Origin of the sequence: Sphingobacterium pedocola (genome assembly GCF_015209965.1) — a bacterium.
GTDB lineage: Bacteria > Bacteroidota > Bacteroidia > Sphingobacteriales > Sphingobacteriaceae > Sphingobacterium > Sphingobacterium pedocola.
The window spans coordinates 162510-181503 of sequence record NZ_MU158690.1; the positions used below are offsets into that span (position 1 = coordinate 162510).

12 protein-coding genes and 1 tRNA gene are annotated in these 18994 nt (G+C 41.4%); 8 read left to right on the plus strand and 5 right to left on the minus strand.

Translation table 11 applies throughout. The features are described 5' to 3' along the window. Window positions 1-5 precede the first annotated feature (5 nt). Window positions 6-3482 (minus strand): SusC/RagA family TonB-linked outer membrane protein, encoded by a 3477-nt coding sequence (locus C4F40_RS10970; RefSeq protein ID WP_196939449.1) that lies wholly within the window; start codon window positions 3480-3482, stop codon window positions 6-8. Window positions 3483-3600: 118 nt separating this feature from the next. Continuing rightward, a complete protein-coding gene (locus C4F40_RS10975; RefSeq protein WP_196939450.1) occupies window positions 3601-4653 on the minus strand; it encodes a FecR family protein in 1053 nt (350 codons plus the stop codon). 332 nt (window positions 4654-4985) lie between these two features. Here C4F40_RS10975 and C4F40_RS10980 point away from each other — a divergent pair, with 332 nt between their 5' ends. The 7 genes from C4F40_RS10980 to C4F40_RS11010 all read left to right on the plus strand — a co-directional run bounded on the left by C4F40_RS10980 (window position 4986) and on the right by C4F40_RS11010 (window position 14164). Beyond that, window positions 4986-5237, plus strand: coding sequence for an RNA polymerase sigma factor (locus C4F40_RS10980; protein WP_196939451.1), 252 nt, complete (start codon window positions 4986-4988; stop codon window positions 5235-5237). A 428-nt stretch (window positions 5238-5665) separates the two neighbouring features. Beyond that, on the plus strand, window positions 5666-7273 hold the full coding sequence (locus tag C4F40_RS10985; RefSeq protein ID WP_196939452.1) for a fucose isomerase: 1608 nt from the start codon (window positions 5666-5668) through the stop codon (window positions 7271-7273). Window positions 7274-7378: 105 nt separating this feature from the next. Beyond that, entirely contained in the window at window positions 7379-8929 is a 1551-nt protein-coding gene (locus C4F40_RS10990; RefSeq protein WP_196939453.1) for a sodium:solute symporter family protein, read from the plus strand. Between the two features lie 36 nt (window positions 8930-8965). Beyond that, window positions 8966-9898, plus strand: a complete 933-nt coding sequence (locus C4F40_RS10995) for a dihydrodipicolinate synthase family protein (RefSeq protein WP_196939454.1) — start codon at window positions 8966-8968, stop codon at window positions 9896-9898. 989 nt (window positions 9899-10887) lie between these two features. Further along, on the plus strand, window positions 10888-11742 hold the full coding sequence (locus C4F40_RS11000) for a UDP-2,3-diacylglucosamine diphosphatase (protein ID WP_196939455.1): 855 nt from the start codon (window positions 10888-10890) through the stop codon (window positions 11740-11742). Further along, window positions 11739-12830 carry a glycosyltransferase family protein gene (locus C4F40_RS11005; protein ID WP_196939456.1) on the plus strand — a complete coding sequence of 364 codons (1092 nt, stop codon included), beginning with the start codon at window positions 11739-11741 and terminating at the stop codon, window positions 12828-12830. The genes C4F40_RS11000 and C4F40_RS11005 overlap by 4 nt, the downstream gene beginning before the upstream one ends. Then, window positions 12830-14164, plus strand: a complete 1335-nt coding sequence (locus C4F40_RS11010; RefSeq protein ID WP_196939457.1) for a GH1 family beta-glucosidase — start codon at window positions 12830-12832, stop codon at window positions 14162-14164. Before C4F40_RS11005 ends, C4F40_RS11010 begins: the two co-directional genes overlap by 1 nt. A 50-nt stretch (window positions 14165-14214) precedes the next feature. Here C4F40_RS11010 and C4F40_RS11015 read toward each other — a convergent pair. Both C4F40_RS11015 and purD read right to left on the minus strand, forming a co-directional pair. Then, window positions 14215-14286 (minus strand) — tRNA-Glu (locus C4F40_RS11015). Between the two features lie 98 nt (window positions 14287-14384). Next, window positions 14385-15659 (minus strand): phosphoribosylamine--glycine ligase, encoded by a 1275-nt coding sequence (purD, locus tag C4F40_RS11020; protein ID WP_196939458.1) that lies wholly within the window; start codon window positions 15657-15659, stop codon window positions 14385-14387. Between the two features lie 113 nt (window positions 15660-15772). On the opposite strand from purD, the gene C4F40_RS11025 reads away from it, so the two are divergent. Then, window positions 15773-18415: a TonB-dependent receptor plug domain-containing protein gene (locus tag C4F40_RS11025; protein WP_196939459.1), complete on the plus strand. Its 2643-nt coding sequence runs from the start codon at window positions 15773-15775 to the stop codon at window positions 18413-18415. 17 nt (window positions 18416-18432) lie between these two features. On the opposite strand, the gene C4F40_RS11030 is transcribed toward C4F40_RS11025, so the two are convergent. Then, window positions 18433-18972 (minus strand): ExbD/TolR family protein, encoded by a 540-nt coding sequence (locus C4F40_RS11030; RefSeq protein WP_196939460.1) that lies wholly within the window; start codon window positions 18970-18972, stop codon window positions 18433-18435. Window positions 18973-18994 lie beyond the last annotated feature (22 nt).

Consider the following 18994-nt stretch of genomic DNA (forward strand, 5'->3'; position numbering starts at 1 on the left):
TTTTGTTAAAGCGAAACATTGATACCTAAATTAAACACCCGTTGAAGAGGGTACCCTAATCCATTGCCACCCATTTCTACATCCCATAGATTGAACTTGCTAAATAATAACAAATTGGTACCGCTGAGATAAAGACGACAAGAGGATAAATTAACACGCTCGGTCCACTTTTCGGGAAGAGCAAAACCGACTTCCGCACTTTTGAGACGTAAAAACGAATTATTTTGAAGGAACCAAGTGCTACGTTGATTGTTGTTATCAATAAGTATATTCGACAACCTGGGCCATGCGGCGTTGGGGTCTTGCGATAATTCTGTCCAATGGTCATCCGCAATAAACTGCGCTAGACCTGTCTCTAGCGTCTTTCCTCCAGAAGAGTGCTGGCGGAAAGGCGACATGGTTGCGGCATCAACCCAAAACGAAGACCGATCCGAACCTTGGAAAAAGATAGATATATCGAGGTTTTTATATCCTGCGGACAGTCCGAAGCCATAATTTATTTCAGGAGTAGTGGGGTAGCCGATCGGCACCCTATCTAGTTCATTGATGATATTGTCGCCATTGATATCCTTGTATTTGATATCGCCTGCCATATATTCACCAAAATCCTGACGCGGGGAATTGGCTACGTCTGCCTCATCAATGAACAACCTTTCTGCAACATGTCCCCACCGCTGTGATATCGCATGACCTTTACGCGACAGCCATTCCATATTGAGTAGGGAATATTCGGCTTCTTCGTAATACAGATAGGTTGAGCGCGCAAATGTAAAGTTTGCTCTCCCGACCAACCAGGCACCCCCTGTGAGGCTGTGTTTGTAATCTACGGAAGCATCTAAACCTCGTCCTTGCGCTTCGCCCACATTAACCTGTGGCGTTCCCCACAAGCCCATTTCCGAAGGAATATCTGCCCTCGATTGAAGAATATTGCTTCTGTGCTCGTGGAACAGGTCTGTTATAATGTCCACCTTCCCGTTAAATAGCCCCAGTTCTATACCTAAGTTGGTTTTACGGGCTATTTCCCATCCGATATCCGGGTTGGCGTAGTTTCTGATAAGGACACCATTATGGTCGATGCCATTGAAGTTATAACCTGTGGTGAAATTACCACCACCGCCAATAGTCACTTCCGAAAGATAAAAAAAGCGTTGTGCGCCAATTTCATCATTTCCTACTAGGCCATACGTACCACGGAGTTTCAGTTTGGAAACGATCTCCTTCAATCTACCACTCCAAAATTTCTCCCTGTCTATGGACCAACCTACACCGACAGATGGGAAAAAGCCCCAACGATGTCCTTTGTCAAACTTTTCAGACCCGTTGTAGCCAAAGTTAAATTCCGTAAAATAACGGCTGTCGTATCCATAGGTGAGCCTTCCAGACAAGCCAAGGTTACGTTGTGGCAACGACGCGGAAAGCGTGGCAGCATTCGCCGTAAGCGAATTGCGGGCAATCCCCACAACCATACCGCTAACAGCATGCCTTTCATTGAAAGTCCGGTTATAGGCCAGAGAGGCTTCTCCATAAAATGAACTCTCTACAGCTTTGTACCCAGGCGTATACTCAACATATTCGTTTGCGGTAGTCGGATTCAATTCGATCAACTTGTACTCATCAGTAAACCTGTCGTATTGGCCCGGTAGTATCTGATAATAAAAGGGACTGTAGGCCCTAGTCAGGTCGAAACCCGAGTTTCTGGTTGTGTTCCCTAGTACACGACCGGTAAGGCCTTGTATAATGCCACCCAGATCTTGCTTCAATTCCATTTGCGCCATCATCTTGGATCTGCTTTCCTGTCTATAGCCTCTCAGCAATTCTGCATAGGGATTCATGTATGAGTCGCCCTCAAACCCGCCAAATAGGATATGGTCAGCTCCGCTGAATGTTTTGTCTGGTTCGAAATAAGCCGGAAAACGGACCGGGCTTACCTGAAGTGCTTTTCTGTACATATCACTACCCCCTGTAATGGGGCCGTTATAATCGTCGAACGTGCCATGTAGGCGGACAACCGCTTCTGTAGATGGGGTAAGGTTGATATTGATATTGGAACGGATTAGGTATTGCTCATAGTTGACATTACTATTAAAGTTATTGCGCTCGTCCACCTTGAGTATACCGTTGTCCTTTGCAAAGGAACCTGCTATGTAATAACGTGCCACGGGGCCACCACCAGAAATATTTAGATTGGCCCGATGGTTTATCGCAACATCCTTCGTTAGCATATCGGTCCAATCAACCGCAGGATATACAAATTGGTTCCTATCCGTGTTCATGGTCGCGTCGATCTGGTTGTTAGAATAGGGAACTGATGCTAACGGATCACGGGTGGAAGCCGCTTCATTTGCCAGGCGCATATAAGTGATTGGATCTGCCATCTCAATCGTAGAGGTAGGTTGCGAAAAAGAGTTTTCCACACGGAAATTCACCATAACTTTTCCTTCCCTGCCCTCTTTGGTCGTGATAAGAATTACTCCATTTGCTCCGCGTGCACCGTATAAAGCAGTTGCTGTTGCATCTTTCAAAACAGAAAAGCTCTGAATATCATCAGGATGCATCTTTGATAGATCAGATGTAGATACTTCCACATTGTCAATGAGTATGAGGGGATTAACCTTACCTGTACCGAACGTAGTAACACCGCGAATAAAGAAGTCTGCATTATCATGCCCCGGTTCACCGCTGGTCTGGTAGGCAATCATTCCTGCGATACGACCGGCCAAGGCGGTTGTCAGGTTGCTGCTCGGCACTCTTAAATCACTGGGTGAAATTGTAGTAATAGCAGAGGTTACACTTTCTTTCTTCTGTGTGCCGAAGCCGACAACCACAACTTCCTCAAGACCGGCAAGGTCTTCTTCCATGGTGATCGTGATCTCCCGTTGGTCGCCTATAAGTACTTCCTGTGTGATGTGACCGACGAAAGAAACGACAATTGTCTCTCCCTTAGCGATATTCAGGACAAACCGACCGTTAAAGTCTGTGCTCGTTTTGCTATTGACTTTATCTTTTACCGCAATAGTAACACCCAGCAAGGGTTGATTTATATTATTTATTATTAGTCCGGTGACTATATTTTCTTGGTCTGACTGCTTATCTATATCTAGAACGGATGGAGTAGAAACCCGTTTAATCAACCGTACAAAGTTGTGACGGGTCTCGTACGTGAGGTTGTGTGGATGGAGGATATCCTTCAGTACTTCTTGGGCCAATTTGTTTCCCGAATAGTTGACCTTAGCGGTTAGATAACTCGCATCATTGTTATACGCTAGCGGGATACGATGCGCTGTTTGAAGATGTTCGAGGGCCTGTTTCAAACTGACATTCTCGAAGGTTACGCGAATAGTTCTCTCCAACTCTTTTTGCCCATAGCTTTCATTGCTGGCAAATACAATACAAGTTGTAAGAAGCGATCCCCAGAGCATAAATGAGATCTTCATGATTTGTCTTAAGTTAGGAATATAATAATTATGTCCTTTTTTTTGCATCTTTGCAATAATTAATAAAGGTTGATACTTTGTTAATAGTTCGACAGTCGGCGAGTTTCTCAGGCGCACCGATTGTCTTCATTGGTCTAGCCAGAAATGCCTAGCATTTCTGGCTTTTTTATTTTTTAATCTCCCAAATTTTTGTCTTGTGATTTAGTGTTAACGTTCCTCCTGATAGCTCTGCGAGGGTATTTAAAATCTGTGATTTGTTTTTATCCCGGAAAGTGATTGTGATGTTTTTTTGTGCTAAATCTGGATGCACAGTTATCGAATCGCCAAAGTTCCGATAAGCTTTTTTGATGACTTGGGACATTGGTTCGTTTAAGTATATAAGTTCATTGTTAAACCAGTTTTTATATTGGTAGGCCGAAATGCTCCAGAAGCTATTGATATCTAATTGAGCTCGCTGTCCATTTATTAACGATACGTTATTGGTGGATTTGTTTGCTATTTGTCCTAAAATATCCGTTTGTTCGGTGGTATTTTGAGTGACCAATAGAAGTACCTCGTTGCCACTCATTGCAAAGACATTTACTTTTCCTGTGTTTACTTCGACAACTTTTCCGATATCTGAATCGATATTGAACGATGTGCCTACAACCTGTGTGGTAAAGTCTTTCGAAATAATCAAGAACGGTTTCTCCAAATTTTCGGCAACATCAAAAAATGCCTCTCCATCCAGTTTTACCAATCTCAAATTATTTATCAAGTGCTTGGGATATGTTAAGGAAGTGTTGCCATTCAGTAATATATGGGTTCCATCGCTGAGCGATACCCGCTTCCGCTCGCCATGCTTTGTAGATACCACTTCCCAAATTATGTCATGAGATACATTTTTTCTGAATGACGAAACGAAGATAAAGCTTGCGATTATGCATGCCGCTGAGACTGAGATTGCCCAATATAACAGGTTGGTCCGTCCTTTGTGACGAGATTGACTTCTAGGAGAGATCTGTCTTGCCAAACGGTCTTTGACAAGATCTTTGTGTTTATATTCCGGTAGGGACGACGACAATTCGGTAGCATCTTCAAATGCATCATGCATAAGTTCCAGCAACTTTCTCGATTTCTGGCTACTATACAATATATGTTGTAGCTCCTTCAGTTCTTCTGAAGAGATGGTTTTTGAGCGTAGCTTCCCGATTAGGATTAAGATCTCTTTGTCCTCCATACCCTATAGTATCCCAAAGTGAAAGATCGGTAGGGGTCTAAATCTGATAAAACATGTAAGGTGTTGTTTTTTAATTAGTTATTTTTTAAAGCGCCAATTTTATTGTGTTAAAAATATTTGGCGCGCAGGTCGCGGACCAAAGTTGGCAAGGCCAAAAATCGATTCGTATATGTGCGCATAATTACACTAATGAGCGGAAAGAACAAAGCACTGTGTTGTATGTTATAGCGCGCTACATGATGATACCCTGTTTTAATAGCAAGTTAACAAAAACATAATCCATGACTGATTTTATGTTTGGCTAACTTTTTCGTGAAATTGTACAAACCAGTATGAGAAAGAGGCAAATAGAAGGATTCATTGAGCAGTGGCTGAGAGGAGACGAATTGGCGTTCAATGGTGTGGTGGATCACTATTACCATCAAATGCTCGACTTCGCACTACAAATGGTTCGTAATCGAGAAGATGCTGAAGAGCTGGTGATGAATTCGTTTTTAAAACTATGGCAATACAAACGTCGGTTGGTAGACGTCTCGAAACCGGATGAATATCTTTTTGGTATCTTACGTCAGGGCATTATGTAATCCCGTAAAGAATAAATAAAAATAACCGACCATCAAGAAATGCACTGATCCGTTACTTCAAGGGAGAATGCCTGCTTATGAACGTGAGTTGTCGAACTGTATCTTTCTATAGATTTTGACAAAGAATGTCGGCTAAAGTGTACTGAAATGTATATAAAATTGGAGGTTTTTTCAAAACCGCTTTTCTATTGCAATATGCTGCATGGTAAATTCTGAGTCACCCGAGAATAAATATTCATTGCGCTCTATGCTTAATGATTGTTTTAATCATGTCGGGTTCATCACATTATTTATAAATGGTGCCATCTAATTTAGTCAAAGTTTCGTTTTCCCCCGAATATGTGATAAGATGTTGGATACTTTGGGAAAATTATGCTAAGAAATAGCTGCTTTTCGAATGCATCTTTGTAATACCAAATACAAATCACATGACGACAACGAATAATAATCAAGCTTATTTAGTATGTAGTGGAGACTTAAGACCTTCAGCGAATATCAAGTGTTGGCCGATGCAACAGCAAATGGAAGAAAAGCTCCATATTGCCTTGCAAAAGTTAGGTTGGACGATCAAACGAGCGCATACATACGACGAAGAAAAAGGACACGGTTTTATTGACTATCAGCATGTGGGGATCAAAATCTTTAGAGGAATTGATAAAAAAGCCCCACTTATTGTTGCTGAAAGTGTATGGCAGTATAGCCATCATGTTTTAGCGGGACTAATTGCTCATGAAGGGCCCATTCTGATCGTAACGAATTGGGATGGTACCTATCCTGGATTAGTCGGTGCATTGAACCTGACGGGATCGCTTACGAAAGCCAACGTACAATATAGTTTTCTCTGGAGTAAGGATTTCACGGACGACTTTTTTATCAACAAACTTCAGGACTGGCTGGATACAGGCACAGTGATTCACGATTATACTCATGTACGTGCTTTTGAAACAACGTCGATGACGGTAGCAGACCATGAATTAGCGGCGGGATTCGCCGCAAAACTACAACATGACCAGGTGGTTATGGGTGTCTTTGACGAAGGCTGTATGGGGATGTTCAATGCTATCGTGCCCGATGCATTGATCCATCAGTTGGGCATTTTCAAGGAACGACTCAGCCAGTCGACTTTATATGCAAAGATGTTGACTGTCTCGGATGAAGAGGCGCACACTATTCTGGACTGGCTGTTGAAAAAAGGAATGAAATTCGATTGGGGAACAGATCCTGTTAACGAACTGACCAAAGAGCAGACATTGGAACAATGTAAAATGTACATTGCAGCGCTGCGTTTGGCGGATGAATTTGGATGTGATACTATCGGTATACAATACCAGCAGGGCTTGAAAGACTTAGTGGCGGCGAGCGATTTGGTAGAAGGTCTTTTAAACAATACAGAACGCCCCCCTGTTTATGATGAAAAAGGAAAAGAACTATATCCGGGCGTGGCTTTACCGCATTTTAATGAAGTAGATGAATGTGCGGGTATCGACGGATATGTCACCTACCACCTTTGGAGACAGTTAGGGTTGAACGGTGATAATACATTGCATGACTTACGTTACGGCGAAAATTTTATTGTGGATGGAAAAGAGGAGTTTGTCTGGGTATTCTTGATATCCGGGGCGGTGCCTGCGTCCCATTTTGTTGACGGATATGCCAATGCGAGCAGCATGCGCCAACCACCTATGTTCTTCAAAAAAGGAGGAGGAACGCTTCGTGGTGTCAGTCGCCCGGGTAAAATAGTGTGGAGCAGAATATATATGGAGCGGGATGAATTGTGGTGTGATATCGGTACCGGACGGGCCGTAGAATTACCGAAAGAGGAAACAGAAAGAAGATGGGCACTTACGGATGTACAATGGCCGATTATGCACGGTGTGCTGGATGGCGTAAGTAGAGACCAGATGATGGCAAAGCATAAGGCTAACCATATACAGGTGGCTTATGTAGATGGCGATTTTGATGTGAGAAGAGCAGCGGAAATTAAAGCGGCAGCACTTCAAGCGCTGGGAATTAAGGTTAATTTTTGCGGAATATAAAGTAACAGATAGATGCAGGAACCTATCGACCAAATTTGTCAACTCAAAAAATATATGAGGTTTTATACCATCGATATACGACATTAACGACATTATAAATGTATTATGAATAATTTACCAATCATAGATTTAGCTGTCATAGCAGTTTATTTGCTGGCGATGATGCTGGTCGGTGTCTATTTTTCGAGAAAAAATACAACCTCTGAGGCCTATACAAAGGCTACTGGGAAGATTCCAGCCTGGGCGATAGGTATCTCGTTGTATGCAACATTCCTCAGTTCTAACACGTTCCTAGGCGTTCCCGGAAAAGCCTACGGATCTAATTGGAATGCTTTTGTTTTTAGTTTATCGATGCCGCTAGCAGCGTTCATAGCAGCAAAATATTTTGTCCCATTTTATCGCAAGCATACACAAGTTTCTGCTTATACGAATTTAGAAAATAGGTTTGGTACTTGGGCGAGGAGCTACGCTGTTATATGCTTTCTGCTAACCCAAGTGGCGAGAATGGGCTCGATTTTTTTCGGAATATCGCTCACCCTTCAGGCTCTGACGGGGCTGGATATGTCCTTAATTATGCTGGTGACTGGGGTGTGTATTATCATCTATACGATTTTGGGCGGATTGGAGGCGGTAATATGGACAGAAGTGTTTCAGGGCATATTATTGACGATAGGCGCACTGATTGTGATCGGAACCTTGGTATATGGTATTCCAGGGGGTGTAACTACCATTGTGGATATTGGTCTGCGGGACAACAAGTTTAGTTTAGGATCCTTCTCGCTGACCGATTTTTCCTCTTCTACGTTTTGGGTGATCTTGCTGTATGGTTTTTTTATGAACCTCACGAACTTCGGGATGGACCAAAACTATGTCCAACGCTATCATGCTGCGTCAAATGCGAAAGAAGCAGCTAAGTCCGTGTGGTTGTGTACTTGGCTTTATCTACCGATTTCTTTGCTATTTTTCATTATCGGAGCATGTTTATATGCGTATTACGACGTTAATCCGGAATTGTTAACAACGGTTAAAGAACAGGCAGCGATAGAGAGGATGGGTGTAACAGGTGGGGATCTTGCCAATGTGGTGAAGACATTGACGCCGGCAGATTATGGAGATAAAGTATTGCCTCATTATATGGTGAATAACATTCCGGTGGGAATTTTGGGTCTGATTGTTTCGGCAATTTTGGCAGCAGCCATGAGCACCATTAGTTCGGGAATGAATGCTTCGGCCACCGTTTTTACAGAAGATATCTATAAGCGTTATATTAATCCGAATATTTCGGACAAAGGTAACCTGCGTCTATTGTTGATTGGTACAGGTGTATTTGGTGTGATAGGGATGTCTGCGGGAATTGCGATGATCGGTGTGCAGAGTATATTGGATGTATGGTGGACCCTGTCGGGAATCTTTGCCGGGGGTATGCTCGGTTTGTTCCTGCTAGGGATTACCAATAAAAAAGTAGGCAATAGCGATGCAATGCTCGCGACAGGAGTAGGAATAGCCGTTATTTTATGGATGACATTTTCCTATCTACTCCCGGAGGAGTACGCCTTTCTCAAAAATATGCTTCATGCAAACATGATTATCGTGGTTGGAACGATGGCAATCCTCTTGGTGGGGAATATCAGGCAGCGGTTAAGGCGTGAAGCGTAATGAGTGAAAGTAAAAAACATATTAATATTTTTAACAATGAGTAACAGCAAAAAATTTATACCGGTAATGCTAACGCCGTTTAAAGAAGATTTATCTATTGATTATGATGTATTGGGTCAGTTGGTTGACTTTTATTTGGAGCGTGGGGCAGGGGGCTTGTTTGCCAACTGTCTTTCCAGCGAAATGTACCAACTATCGGTAGCAGAAATGGAGGATTCTGTGCGTTATATTGTGCAGCGTGTCAATGGACGTGTTCCCATCGTCGCAACAGGTTCTTTTGGCGAAACCATAGCAAAGCAGGCGGAAAATGTGAAGAAAATATATAAAACAGGTGTTTCTGCGATTATTTTAATATCCGGTCTGTTGGCGAAAGAGGAGGACTCCGAAATGGTATTCAGCAAGAATGTTCATCAATTACTGGACTTAACTGGAGACATTCCGGTCGGATTTTATGAATGCCCCGTGCCCTACAAGCGTGTTATATCTCCTGAATTGTTAGGGGAATTGGTCAGCACAGGCCGCGTAAAATACCATAAAGATACCTGTCTGGATATCGTAAATGTGCGTCAAAAAATCGCCAATACCCAAACGGAACCCACTTTTGGACTATACGATGCCTATATGGTGCATGCTGTGGAATCGCTAAAAGCTGGATCTGCAGGTCTATCCTGTATTCAAGGAAACTATTTCCCGGAGCTTGTGGTGTGGTTATGCGACAACTACGCAAACACAGAAAGGCAGGCTGAGGTAACCAAAGTACAGGAATTTTTCGCAACGAATATGGATGTCATGCATGAGACTTATCCGGCTAGTGCAAAATATATTCTGGGACAACGTGGGCTGGACATAGGGTTGCCTTGTAGAAACGGAAGTCTACTGCCAGACGGCGCTATAGCCGCGCAGCTCGATCAGTTATTAGCAAATTATGAATCGTTAGCCCAAGAAATCAATATTCTCCAAAAGATATAAATAGTTTTGTTATACAATTATAAACAAAATATGGTGAGAACAAGGAACCTATCACTGCTATTGTTGCAGTGTACAGTTAGGAAGAATGTTTAACAAATATATTGGGTATCTTTGACGACTCGTATAACGCTAGTAAAACGAGAGGGAGGTAATTTTGACTTGATTACCGATCATCGCACACCGTCCTTTTCACCAGATGGAGATTTTGTGGTGTACAATCAATCTTAAACTATGACCAACTTTTCACGGCTATAAACACGTAAACGTTAGCATCTACTTTAGTAAAAAACGACCAAATATACGACAAGCCCCAACGGGGAGAAGGGGCTTGATCTACTAACCAATTATAAACCTAACTTATGATAGTTGCAGAGGAAGGATTCGAACCTTCGGAACGTTACCGGCTAACGCTCTGCGGACGGTCAATTCAATATAACCTGTGCGAATATACGGGCGATTTTTTACATCTGCATAGACAGATTATTCATTTAATATTTCCTTAACAAATTCATGATATAGCAAAGGATGTGATGATTACACATGATTCACAAATATCACGGAGGGATTCCATTTTTCGCTATTAGTCAGTATGAGATGGCCTTTTGAGGAAGCGGGATTCTTAATCACAAGCAAGGACATGAAAATAGAGCACGTTAGCTATATGTTATGAAATCCCAAATAAACCAGATGACAGTGACGAAGTTGTTAATAATAACTTAATCAAAAATTATCGGCCTAATAATATCGTTCCTATATTTTTGGACTGAAAAGAGTAACCCATTAATATTCATGATAATTTAATATTTTATTGATATGTTATTTACAAATAATCCGTTCATTTATATAATGATATACATTAACGATATCGTTCAATAAATTTGAATTATGAAAACGATCACCTATTTTCTCCAAAGAATTTTCATTCGCCTGTTGCTAACCCAATTCTCTTCTTTCTCTTCTCCCCTCAGATTCCATAAAACATAATCAGCATGAAAAAGAGAAAGATTGAAATTCTAGTATTGAGCGATATCCACCTCGGAACTTATGGTTGCGAAGCCAAACGACTGCTACGTTACTTAAAAAGCGTCAATCCTAAAACGGTCGTGTTGAACGGCGACATCATCGATATTTGGCAGTTCAGTAAACGATATTGGCCCACCAGCCACATGAAAATTGTGAAATACTTGATGCATCTTATCAATAAAAAGGTCACTGTCTATTATGTCACAGGAAACCATGATGAAATGCTACGGAAATTCAGTGGTTTAAAAATGGGGTCCCTGCAAATTGTTGACAAAGTAATCTTAAACTTAGGTAACAATGAAAAGGCCTGGTTTTTTCATGGTGATGTTTTCGACGTAACGATGCAGCACTCTAAATGGCTTGCAAAGCTTGGGGCTGTAGGGTATGATACGTTAATTCAACTCAATAGATTTGCAAATTTCATTTCAGAGCATGTTTTTAAAAGAGGAAAATTATCCTTTTCTAAGCGGATAAAAAACAGTGTGAAAGGAGCGGTAAAATTTATTAATAGTTTTGAAACTACTGCTGCTGACATTGGCATCTCCAACCAGTATGATTACGTCGTATGTGGCCACATTCATCAACCCGAAATACGTAAAATAACGAATCGACACGGGTCGATTACCTATTTAAATTCAGGTGATTGGATCGAGAATCTGACGGCATTAGAATATAACAAAGGGGAATGGACGCTTTATAAATACAATGAGTCGGAGATGAAAAGTGAAGTAGAGGAACAGCCGGAAGAAGCGGTTCTCTCCAATCATAAGCTTTTTGAAAATATGGTTAGCGACTTCAACTTAATGGCAGTGATGAAATGAAAATCCTCTATGCGATACAGGGAACAGGAAATGGCCATATCAGCCGAGCTAGAGACATCATCCCTTTGCTGCAACGAAGGGGGGAGGTAGATATTTTGATCAGCGGAACAGAGGCAGATGTAGAACTGGGTTGTCCCGTAAAATATACTTTAAAAGGACTGAGTTTCGTTTTTGGTAAAAAGGGCGGTGTCGATCTTGTGTCTACATACCAAAAGGCAAAAATAAAAAGGTTTTACAATGAGTTAAAGTCCCTTTCCGTACTTGACTACGACCTAGTGATTAGCGACTTCGAACCCGTAAGTGCCTGGGCTTGTCGTCAGCAACATAAGGCATGTTATGCGTTAAGCCATCAATCTGCCGTATTAAACAAAAATGCGCCCTATCCGGAAAAGTTTGACCCGGTTGGTAAATGGATACTGAAGAACTATGCCCCCACGACGTCGCAATTTGGATTTCATTTTATGCAATATGACAAGCATATTTTCACGCCTTTAATACGCCAGGAAATAAGAAATGCCACTGTCACAAACGAGGGCCACTATACCGTTTACTTACCTGCATATAGTGATAAAAAAATGCTTAAAGTCCTTGGTGAGATCAAAAGCGTGAAATGGCAAGTTTTCTCGAAACATACAAAACAGGCTTACGATCATGAAAATATCAAAATCTTTCCTGTTTGCAATAGTTCATTTATCAAAAGTATGGTATCGTCGGCGGGAGTAATATGTGGAGCAGGATTTGAAACGCCCGCTGAAGCACTTTTCCTGAAAAAGAAACTGATTGTAATCCCAATGAAAGGTCAGTATGAGCAACAATGTAATGCTGCCGCATTGCAACAAATGAACGTACCAATCCTGAAAAAACTTAGTTTAGCCAAGGTTAAAGAAATAAAGAAATGGTTGGAAACAGATGAGGAGATCGTTGTCAACTTCCCCGATTGTACGGAACAAATCATAGCAACGCTGTTCGCCGATTACCTCCAGACAAAAGATCAAAAATTGGACAATAAAAAGACTAAGATATATTCCTTCAAACAAATAAGGAACCATCTTTTCAAGAATACACCCCTAGAAAATTATTACTATTAATGCTGTTGACTAAGGATGCCTTTGGCAAAGATTTTATGTGGGGAGTTTCTACCGCTGCTTATCAAATTGAAGGAGCTCACAACCAAGGAGGGAAGGGCCTTTCAATTTGGGATATTTTTGTAAAGAAGAAGAATAAAATATTCCAAAACCAACATGGTGATACGACTTGTGATTTTTACAATCGTTATACCCAAGATTTGTATTTGATGTACAGCTTAAATATTCGCAATTATCGGTTTTCGATTTCGTGGAGCCGGATACTTCCAGACGGTACCGGTGAAATTAACGAGGAAGGGATCGATTTCTATAACCGGCTTATTGATATTTCCCTTGAGTTGGGTATTACCCCTTGGGTTACGCTCTATCACTGGGATCTTCCCGGTGCCCTTGAAGGAAAAGGCGGGTGGGTAAATCGTGATATCAGGGAATGGTTTGGTAATTATGTGTCTATTTGTGTCGCGCATTTTGGTGATCGGGTAACAAATTGGATGATCTTAAATGAACCATTGGTGTTTAGTGCCGCGGGGTATTTTCTAGGGGTGCACGCTCCTGGACGGAAGGGGTTGAATAATTTTTTGGCAGCCGCGCATCACGCCGCGCTTGCACAGGCACATGGAGCAAGAGTTATTAAATCAATGCAAACGGACAGCAACGTAGGAACCACTTTTTCTTGTTCACACATAGAACCTTTCACGATGAAAGAAAAGGATATTCTCGCGGCTAAAAGAGCCGACGCATTGCTCAACAGGTTGTTTCTTGAGCCGTTGTTGGGATTAGGATATCCTACAAAGGACATCAAGATTCTGAATAGAATTGAGAAATATATGAAACAAAATGATGAAAATGATCTGGTATTTAACATGGATTTCATCGGGATACAAAATTATACACGGGAGGTTATACGTTACGCAACGTTTGTCCCTTTTCTACAAGCAAAAATTGTGAGTGCAAAAGAACGCAAGGTTGAAATGACTTCGATGAATTGGGAGATCTATCCGGAGTCGATGTACCATATGTTGAGAAAATATAATGCCTATCCAAATATTCCCCCGTTAATCATTACTGAAAATGGGGCCGCCTTTCCGGATGTGGTAGAAAGCAATCAGGTAGACGACCGGAAGAGGATAAAATATCTACAGGATACCATTGTACAAGTATCGCGGGCAAAGCAAGAAGGTGTAAAGGTGAATGGGTATTTCGTTTGGACATTCCTCGATAACTTTGAATGGGCTGAAGGATATCACCCTAGATTCGGGCTGGTATATGTTGATTTTCAAACCCAGAATCGCATTGTAAAATCATCGGGGCATTGGTATGCCAATTTCCTTAAATAGACGGGTTCATCCAAAAAAAAAGACAACTGCTTAGCAGTTGTCTTTTTAAGTAGCCCGTAGGGGAATCGAACCCCTGTTTCTAGAATGAAAATCTAACGTCCTAACCCCTAGACGAACGGGCCATTTTTGTTTTGGTGATGCAAATATAGGGGCTTTTTTATTAGTTCCAAAATATTTTTACCACCAAAATTGTAACTTATTGGATTTTAATTTTTTATTTTTAAATAAGGTCAAATCCAATGTCTGTTCTGAAGTATTTTCCTTGGTAGAAAATACGTCCTGCGTCAGCTGTTGCTTGCTGCAAAGCGGAGAAAAGGTCATCTTGCAATGTCGTAACGGCTATAACACGGCCCCCTGCAGTTACCACTTCACCATCAACTTCCTTCGTGCCGGCATGAAAGACGATAGATTCCTTAACGTTCTCGATATTAGAAATGACTTTTCCGGATTGGTAATCTCCTGGGTAACCGCCCGACACCAGCATGACGGTAACTGCTGTTTTTGAAGAAACCGTATACGAGCGTGTTTCTAAATTTCCGTGTGCAACACCCTCCAAAAGATCCACTAGATCAGATTCGATGCGCGGAAGTACTGACTCTGTTTCTGGATCTCCCATGCGTACATTGTATTCAATAACGAAGGGATCTCCTCCGACATTCATTAAGCCAATGAAAATAAATCCTTTATACGGAATGTTGTCTTTTTTTAGACCTTCTACCGTAGGTCTGATAATACGCTCTTCCACTTTACTTAAGAATGTATCATCCGCAAATGGTACAGGGGAGATAGATCCCATTCCGCCCGTATTCAATCCCGTGTCTCCTTCGCCGATGCGTTTATAATCCTTGGCCGAAGGCAATACCTTATAGGAGTTACCATCGGTTAAGACAAATACAGAAAGCTCAATGCCTCGTAAAAATTCTTCGATGACGACCACACTGCTCGCATCACCGAATTTGGCATCGGCTATCATAGCGGTGAGTTCTGCTTTCGCGTTATCGATGGTTTCGCAGATCAAAACACCTTTACCGGCAGCTAATCCATCAGCCTTTAAAACTATTGGAAGATTTTGGGTTTCCAGATAGGTCAAACCTTCTTCTAAATTTGATTTATCGAAAGATTTGTATGCAGCGGTAGGGATATCATGTCTGAACATAAATTCCTTTGAGAAGTCTTTAGATCCTTCTAGCTGAGCTCCAAGTTGTTGGGGGCCGATCACTGCAATGTGTTTAATGTCTTCTCTACCTAAGAAATAATCATGAATTCCTTTTACCAATGGTTCTTCGGGACCTACTAATATGATCGCTATTTTGTTTTCCAAAGCAAAGGTCGCTATTCCTTCAAAATCCGTTACTTCTAAAGGTACATTTTGACCATAAGTCCCCGTGCCGGCATTACCCGGAGCAATAAAGAGTTTTGATAATTTAGGGCTTTTTGCTAATTTATAAGCAAAGGCAGATTCACGTCCACCAGATCCAACGATTAAGATATTCATGTAGCAAAGATATTGATGTCTGTTAAGATTACATAAATTTTTACGTTTCATAATGCGAATTGCATAATATTTTTTATCTTTCACCTATCAGATTTAATCAATTGACAATAATTATGAGAGCCTTTTGCCTTTTATTTACCTTTTCACTTATTTTTTCGATAGGTTATACGCAGGACATTCAATCAACCTTAGAGAAGGCGGATGATTTTTATCAGTCCAATCCGCAGGAAAAATTGTATCTCCATCTCGATAAATATGCTTATACCGCGGGAGAAACAATTTGGTTTAAGGCCTATACAACCATTGGCATCCATAATTTTTTTTCGAATTTAAGTGGGATTGCAAATGTTGAATTAATTAGCCCCAGTAATGAGGTTGTAGCAGCCATAAAAATTCCGCTGATTACGGGTTTAGGGATGGGCGATCTGCTTTTGAGTGACACCATCGTAGAAGGGTCATACCGCATTCGCGCCTACAGCAACTGGATGCGCAATTACGATGATACCTATTTTTATGATCGTACGGTACAGATCAGCAATGGTCGCTTGGACAATGTGTTGACAACGACATCCGTGGTGTCGGAGGAGAAAGACCATAGATATTCCATTACGCTAAAAAGTTTTGCCGGAAATGCGCTTGCAAAAACAAGCGTGCGGTATGAGATCATGGACGGAGGTAAAGTAGTGGATAAAGGAAGGACCACAAGCGATGAAGCAGGTGTTGCGACGATAAAAGTAAACAAAAAGCACCAAACAGCGCTCATACAACTCCGGTTTGAGAACATGGAAAAGATGAATGTCACCAAGCTTATCAAAGCTCAAATCCCTCAGCAAAATAACCAGGTGCAGATTTTTCCGGAGGGAGGTAAACTGTTGGTTAATGCTGTTAATAATATAGGTGTCAAGGCTATTCAGCCGAATGGATTAGGGGTAAAAGCGAAGCTTGTTGTGTTAGCTGGTGCAGATACCATAGTCTCCGTGCAGACGAACGAGCTAGGGATGGGGGCGTCTTCTCTATTTCTCAGCGAAAATACGACGCTCAAGGCATTTGGTGAATTTTCAGATGGCTCCAGGGTGGAGGTACCTGTCCCGGAGATTGCAACTTCCGGTTATGCGCTACTCGTCAATAATCTAAATCCAAGTAAAGTGTATGCGCAACTAAATGTTTCGCCTGACTTAATTGATCAAAAGGATATGTATTTTGTTGTGCAGCACTTAGGTCAGGTATATTTTGTTTCAAAACAGAAACTCACTAAAAACGAGTTGGTATACGCCGTCGATAAGAGTAAGTTACCGACTGGAGTCGTGACAATCTCTATTTTAAATGATCAATTTATGCCTGTTGTAGAGCGTGCTTTTTTTAGTTATAAACCCGAGAACATACTACCCGTGGAAGTAAAGCTGGATAAAGAGGGGTATGGTAACCGGGAGAAAGTGAATGTAAAGTTGAATGTCGGTACCCCAGGAGACAGTATTCGTTACGCTGCATTATCCGCATCCGTTGTCGACCTCTCCAAAATCAAAGACGAGTATTCGTTAGCGCCGAATATATTGTCGACGTTATTGTTGAGTTCAGATTTAAAAGGATTTATCGAAAATCCTGGCTATTATTTTAACAATGAAGTAAATACGGTCGATTTGGAATTTCTCATGCTTACACAAGGCTGGAGAAGTATAGATTGGAAAGATTTAGACACTACAGCTAAACATAAGTTTGAGCCTGAAAAGTCCTTAAAGATATCTGGCTATACAAAGAAGTTGGGTAGAAAGGCGGCAGAACCCAATGCATCCGTTCAGTTGATCTCTACAAAGAATTTTATGAATTTTATAGACACTCTGTCTTCAGAGGACGGTTACTTTGAATTTGATGAATTATTATTTCCGGACAGTGTCAAGTTTTTGGTTTCTGCTAAAAATGAAAAAGGTAAAAATAACATTGACATTGAGATTAATTCGGAGGAAAAGCCTGCTCTTTCAGTTAATCGGAATGCTGCGCTGGAAAGGAGCGATATCAATGATTTTTATAAAGATGAAATAAGCAATTCAAAACAGTTTTTTGGTGAATTGGAACGTAATGGTTTAATGGAACGGGCGATTGCCATTGAAGAAGTTGTTGTAAGGGCCAAAAAGAAAAGAGCAGCTGAAAACTCCAGTAACCTCAATGGTTCGGGTAATGCTGATCAGATTATATCGGCCGAGGACCTGTCTACATGTTCCACCCTTGAAATGTGCCTTGCCGGCCGGTTAATGGGCGTAATGTTTCAAGGAGGGATTCCCTATAACACCAGGGGGAATGTTCCGATGCAGGTCGTACTGGATGGTATGTATATCGAAGCAGATCAATTATCGATGATAAATGTCGCAGACGTAGAAAGTGTCGAAGTGTTGCGGAATATTAATTACACAGCGATATATGGCTCTTATGGGGGCAATGGACTGTTGATTATTACCTCTAAGACAGGTGCATCAGCTATGCGTAGTTTTACGCCAAAGGGACTTGTTACGATCCAGCCGCAGGGCATCCATGTGAACAGGACATTTTATAAGCCTGCATACGATGTGTCGGATGAAGCTAAATTCAATCGTGACTTGCGTACCACGATTCATTGGGAACCGAGTTTAGTTGCCGATAAAGACGGCCAGACTTCTTTCCAGTTTTTTACTTCTGATGGAAAAGGAAAATACGTGATGGTTATCGAGGGGATTGATTTAGGAGGAAGAATCGGAAGGAAAGCGATCGAGTTTGAGGTTAAATAAATTTATCTAAAGGGATGTTAAATCCCCTTAGATAAATTAAGTGAGACAATTAAATTGTCTTCTTGCGGAGATATTTTGCTGAGCATATACCGTTTGGTGTCCGTGATACGCATCTCGTCAAGCGTGCGGATGATATCTTTGGTACGTGCGTCCTTGTTCGGTTTAATCAACACGATCATATCTTTTCCTTCACTATTCTGGGGAATAGTACGTTTTAATTTTAATAGCATAGCCCTCAGCTCTGGAGAATCCAACGCTATTTTTTGAGGTTTAGATAATGGTTGATCAAGATTTCCTTGATACCAGGTGACTTCATTTTCAGCAAGCAAAAGTGAAATGACACGGCGCTCGTCCATTTCTGCAGGTTTCTCATTGTTTTTATCCGGCATAGCTACATCCAATGAATTGGGCTTGTTAAGCGATGTGGTTAGCATAAAAAACGTAATTAATAAAAATGCTAGATCTACCATTGCGGTAAGGTCGACCTTGGGTGTATGCCGGCGTACACGATGTTTCTTTGTCGTTACGGGCGGTGACTTTTGATTTAACTCTGCCATGATTTCGATAATTACTGGGTCA

Coding starts and splice junctions, on each gene's coding strand:
- C4F40_RS10980 (WP_196939451.1), top strand. CDS start 4,986: ATGAGAAAGAGGCAAATAGAAGGATTCATTGAGCAGTGGCTGAGAGGA.
- C4F40_RS11030 (WP_196939460.1), bottom strand. CDS start 18,972: ATGGCAGAGTTAAATCAAAAGTCACCGCCCGTAACGACAAAGAAACAT.
- C4F40_RS10990 (WP_196939453.1), top strand. CDS start 7,379: ATGAATAATTTACCAATCATAGATTTAGCTGTCATAGCAGTTTATTTG.
- C4F40_RS10975 (WP_196939450.1), bottom strand. CDS start 4,653: ATGGAGGACAAAGAGATCTTAATCCTAATCGGGAAGCTACGCTCAAAA.
- C4F40_RS10970 (WP_196939449.1), bottom strand. CDS start 3,482: ATGCAAAAAAAAGGACATAATTATTATATTCCTAACTTAAGACAAATC.
- C4F40_RS11005 (WP_196939456.1), top strand. CDS start 11,739: ATGAAAATCCTCTATGCGATACAGGGAACAGGAAATGGCCATATCAGC.
- C4F40_RS11025 (WP_196939459.1), top strand. CDS start 15,773: ATGAGAGCCTTTTGCCTTTTATTTACCTTTTCACTTATTTTTTCGATA.
- C4F40_RS11000 (WP_196939455.1), top strand. CDS start 10,888: ATGAAAAAGAGAAAGATTGAAATTCTAGTATTGAGCGATATCCACCTC.
- C4F40_RS10995 (WP_196939454.1), top strand. CDS start 8,966: ATGAGTAACAGCAAAAAATTTATACCGGTAATGCTAACGCCGTTTAAA.
- C4F40_RS11010 (WP_196939457.1), top strand. CDS start 12,830: ATGCTGTTGACTAAGGATGCCTTTGGCAAAGATTTTATGTGGGGAGTT.
- C4F40_RS10985 (WP_196939452.1), top strand. CDS start 5,666: ATGACGACAACGAATAATAATCAAGCTTATTTAGTATGTAGTGGAGAC.
- purD (WP_196939458.1), bottom strand. CDS start 15,659: ATGAATATCTTAATCGTTGGATCTGGTGGACGTGAATCTGCCTTTGCT.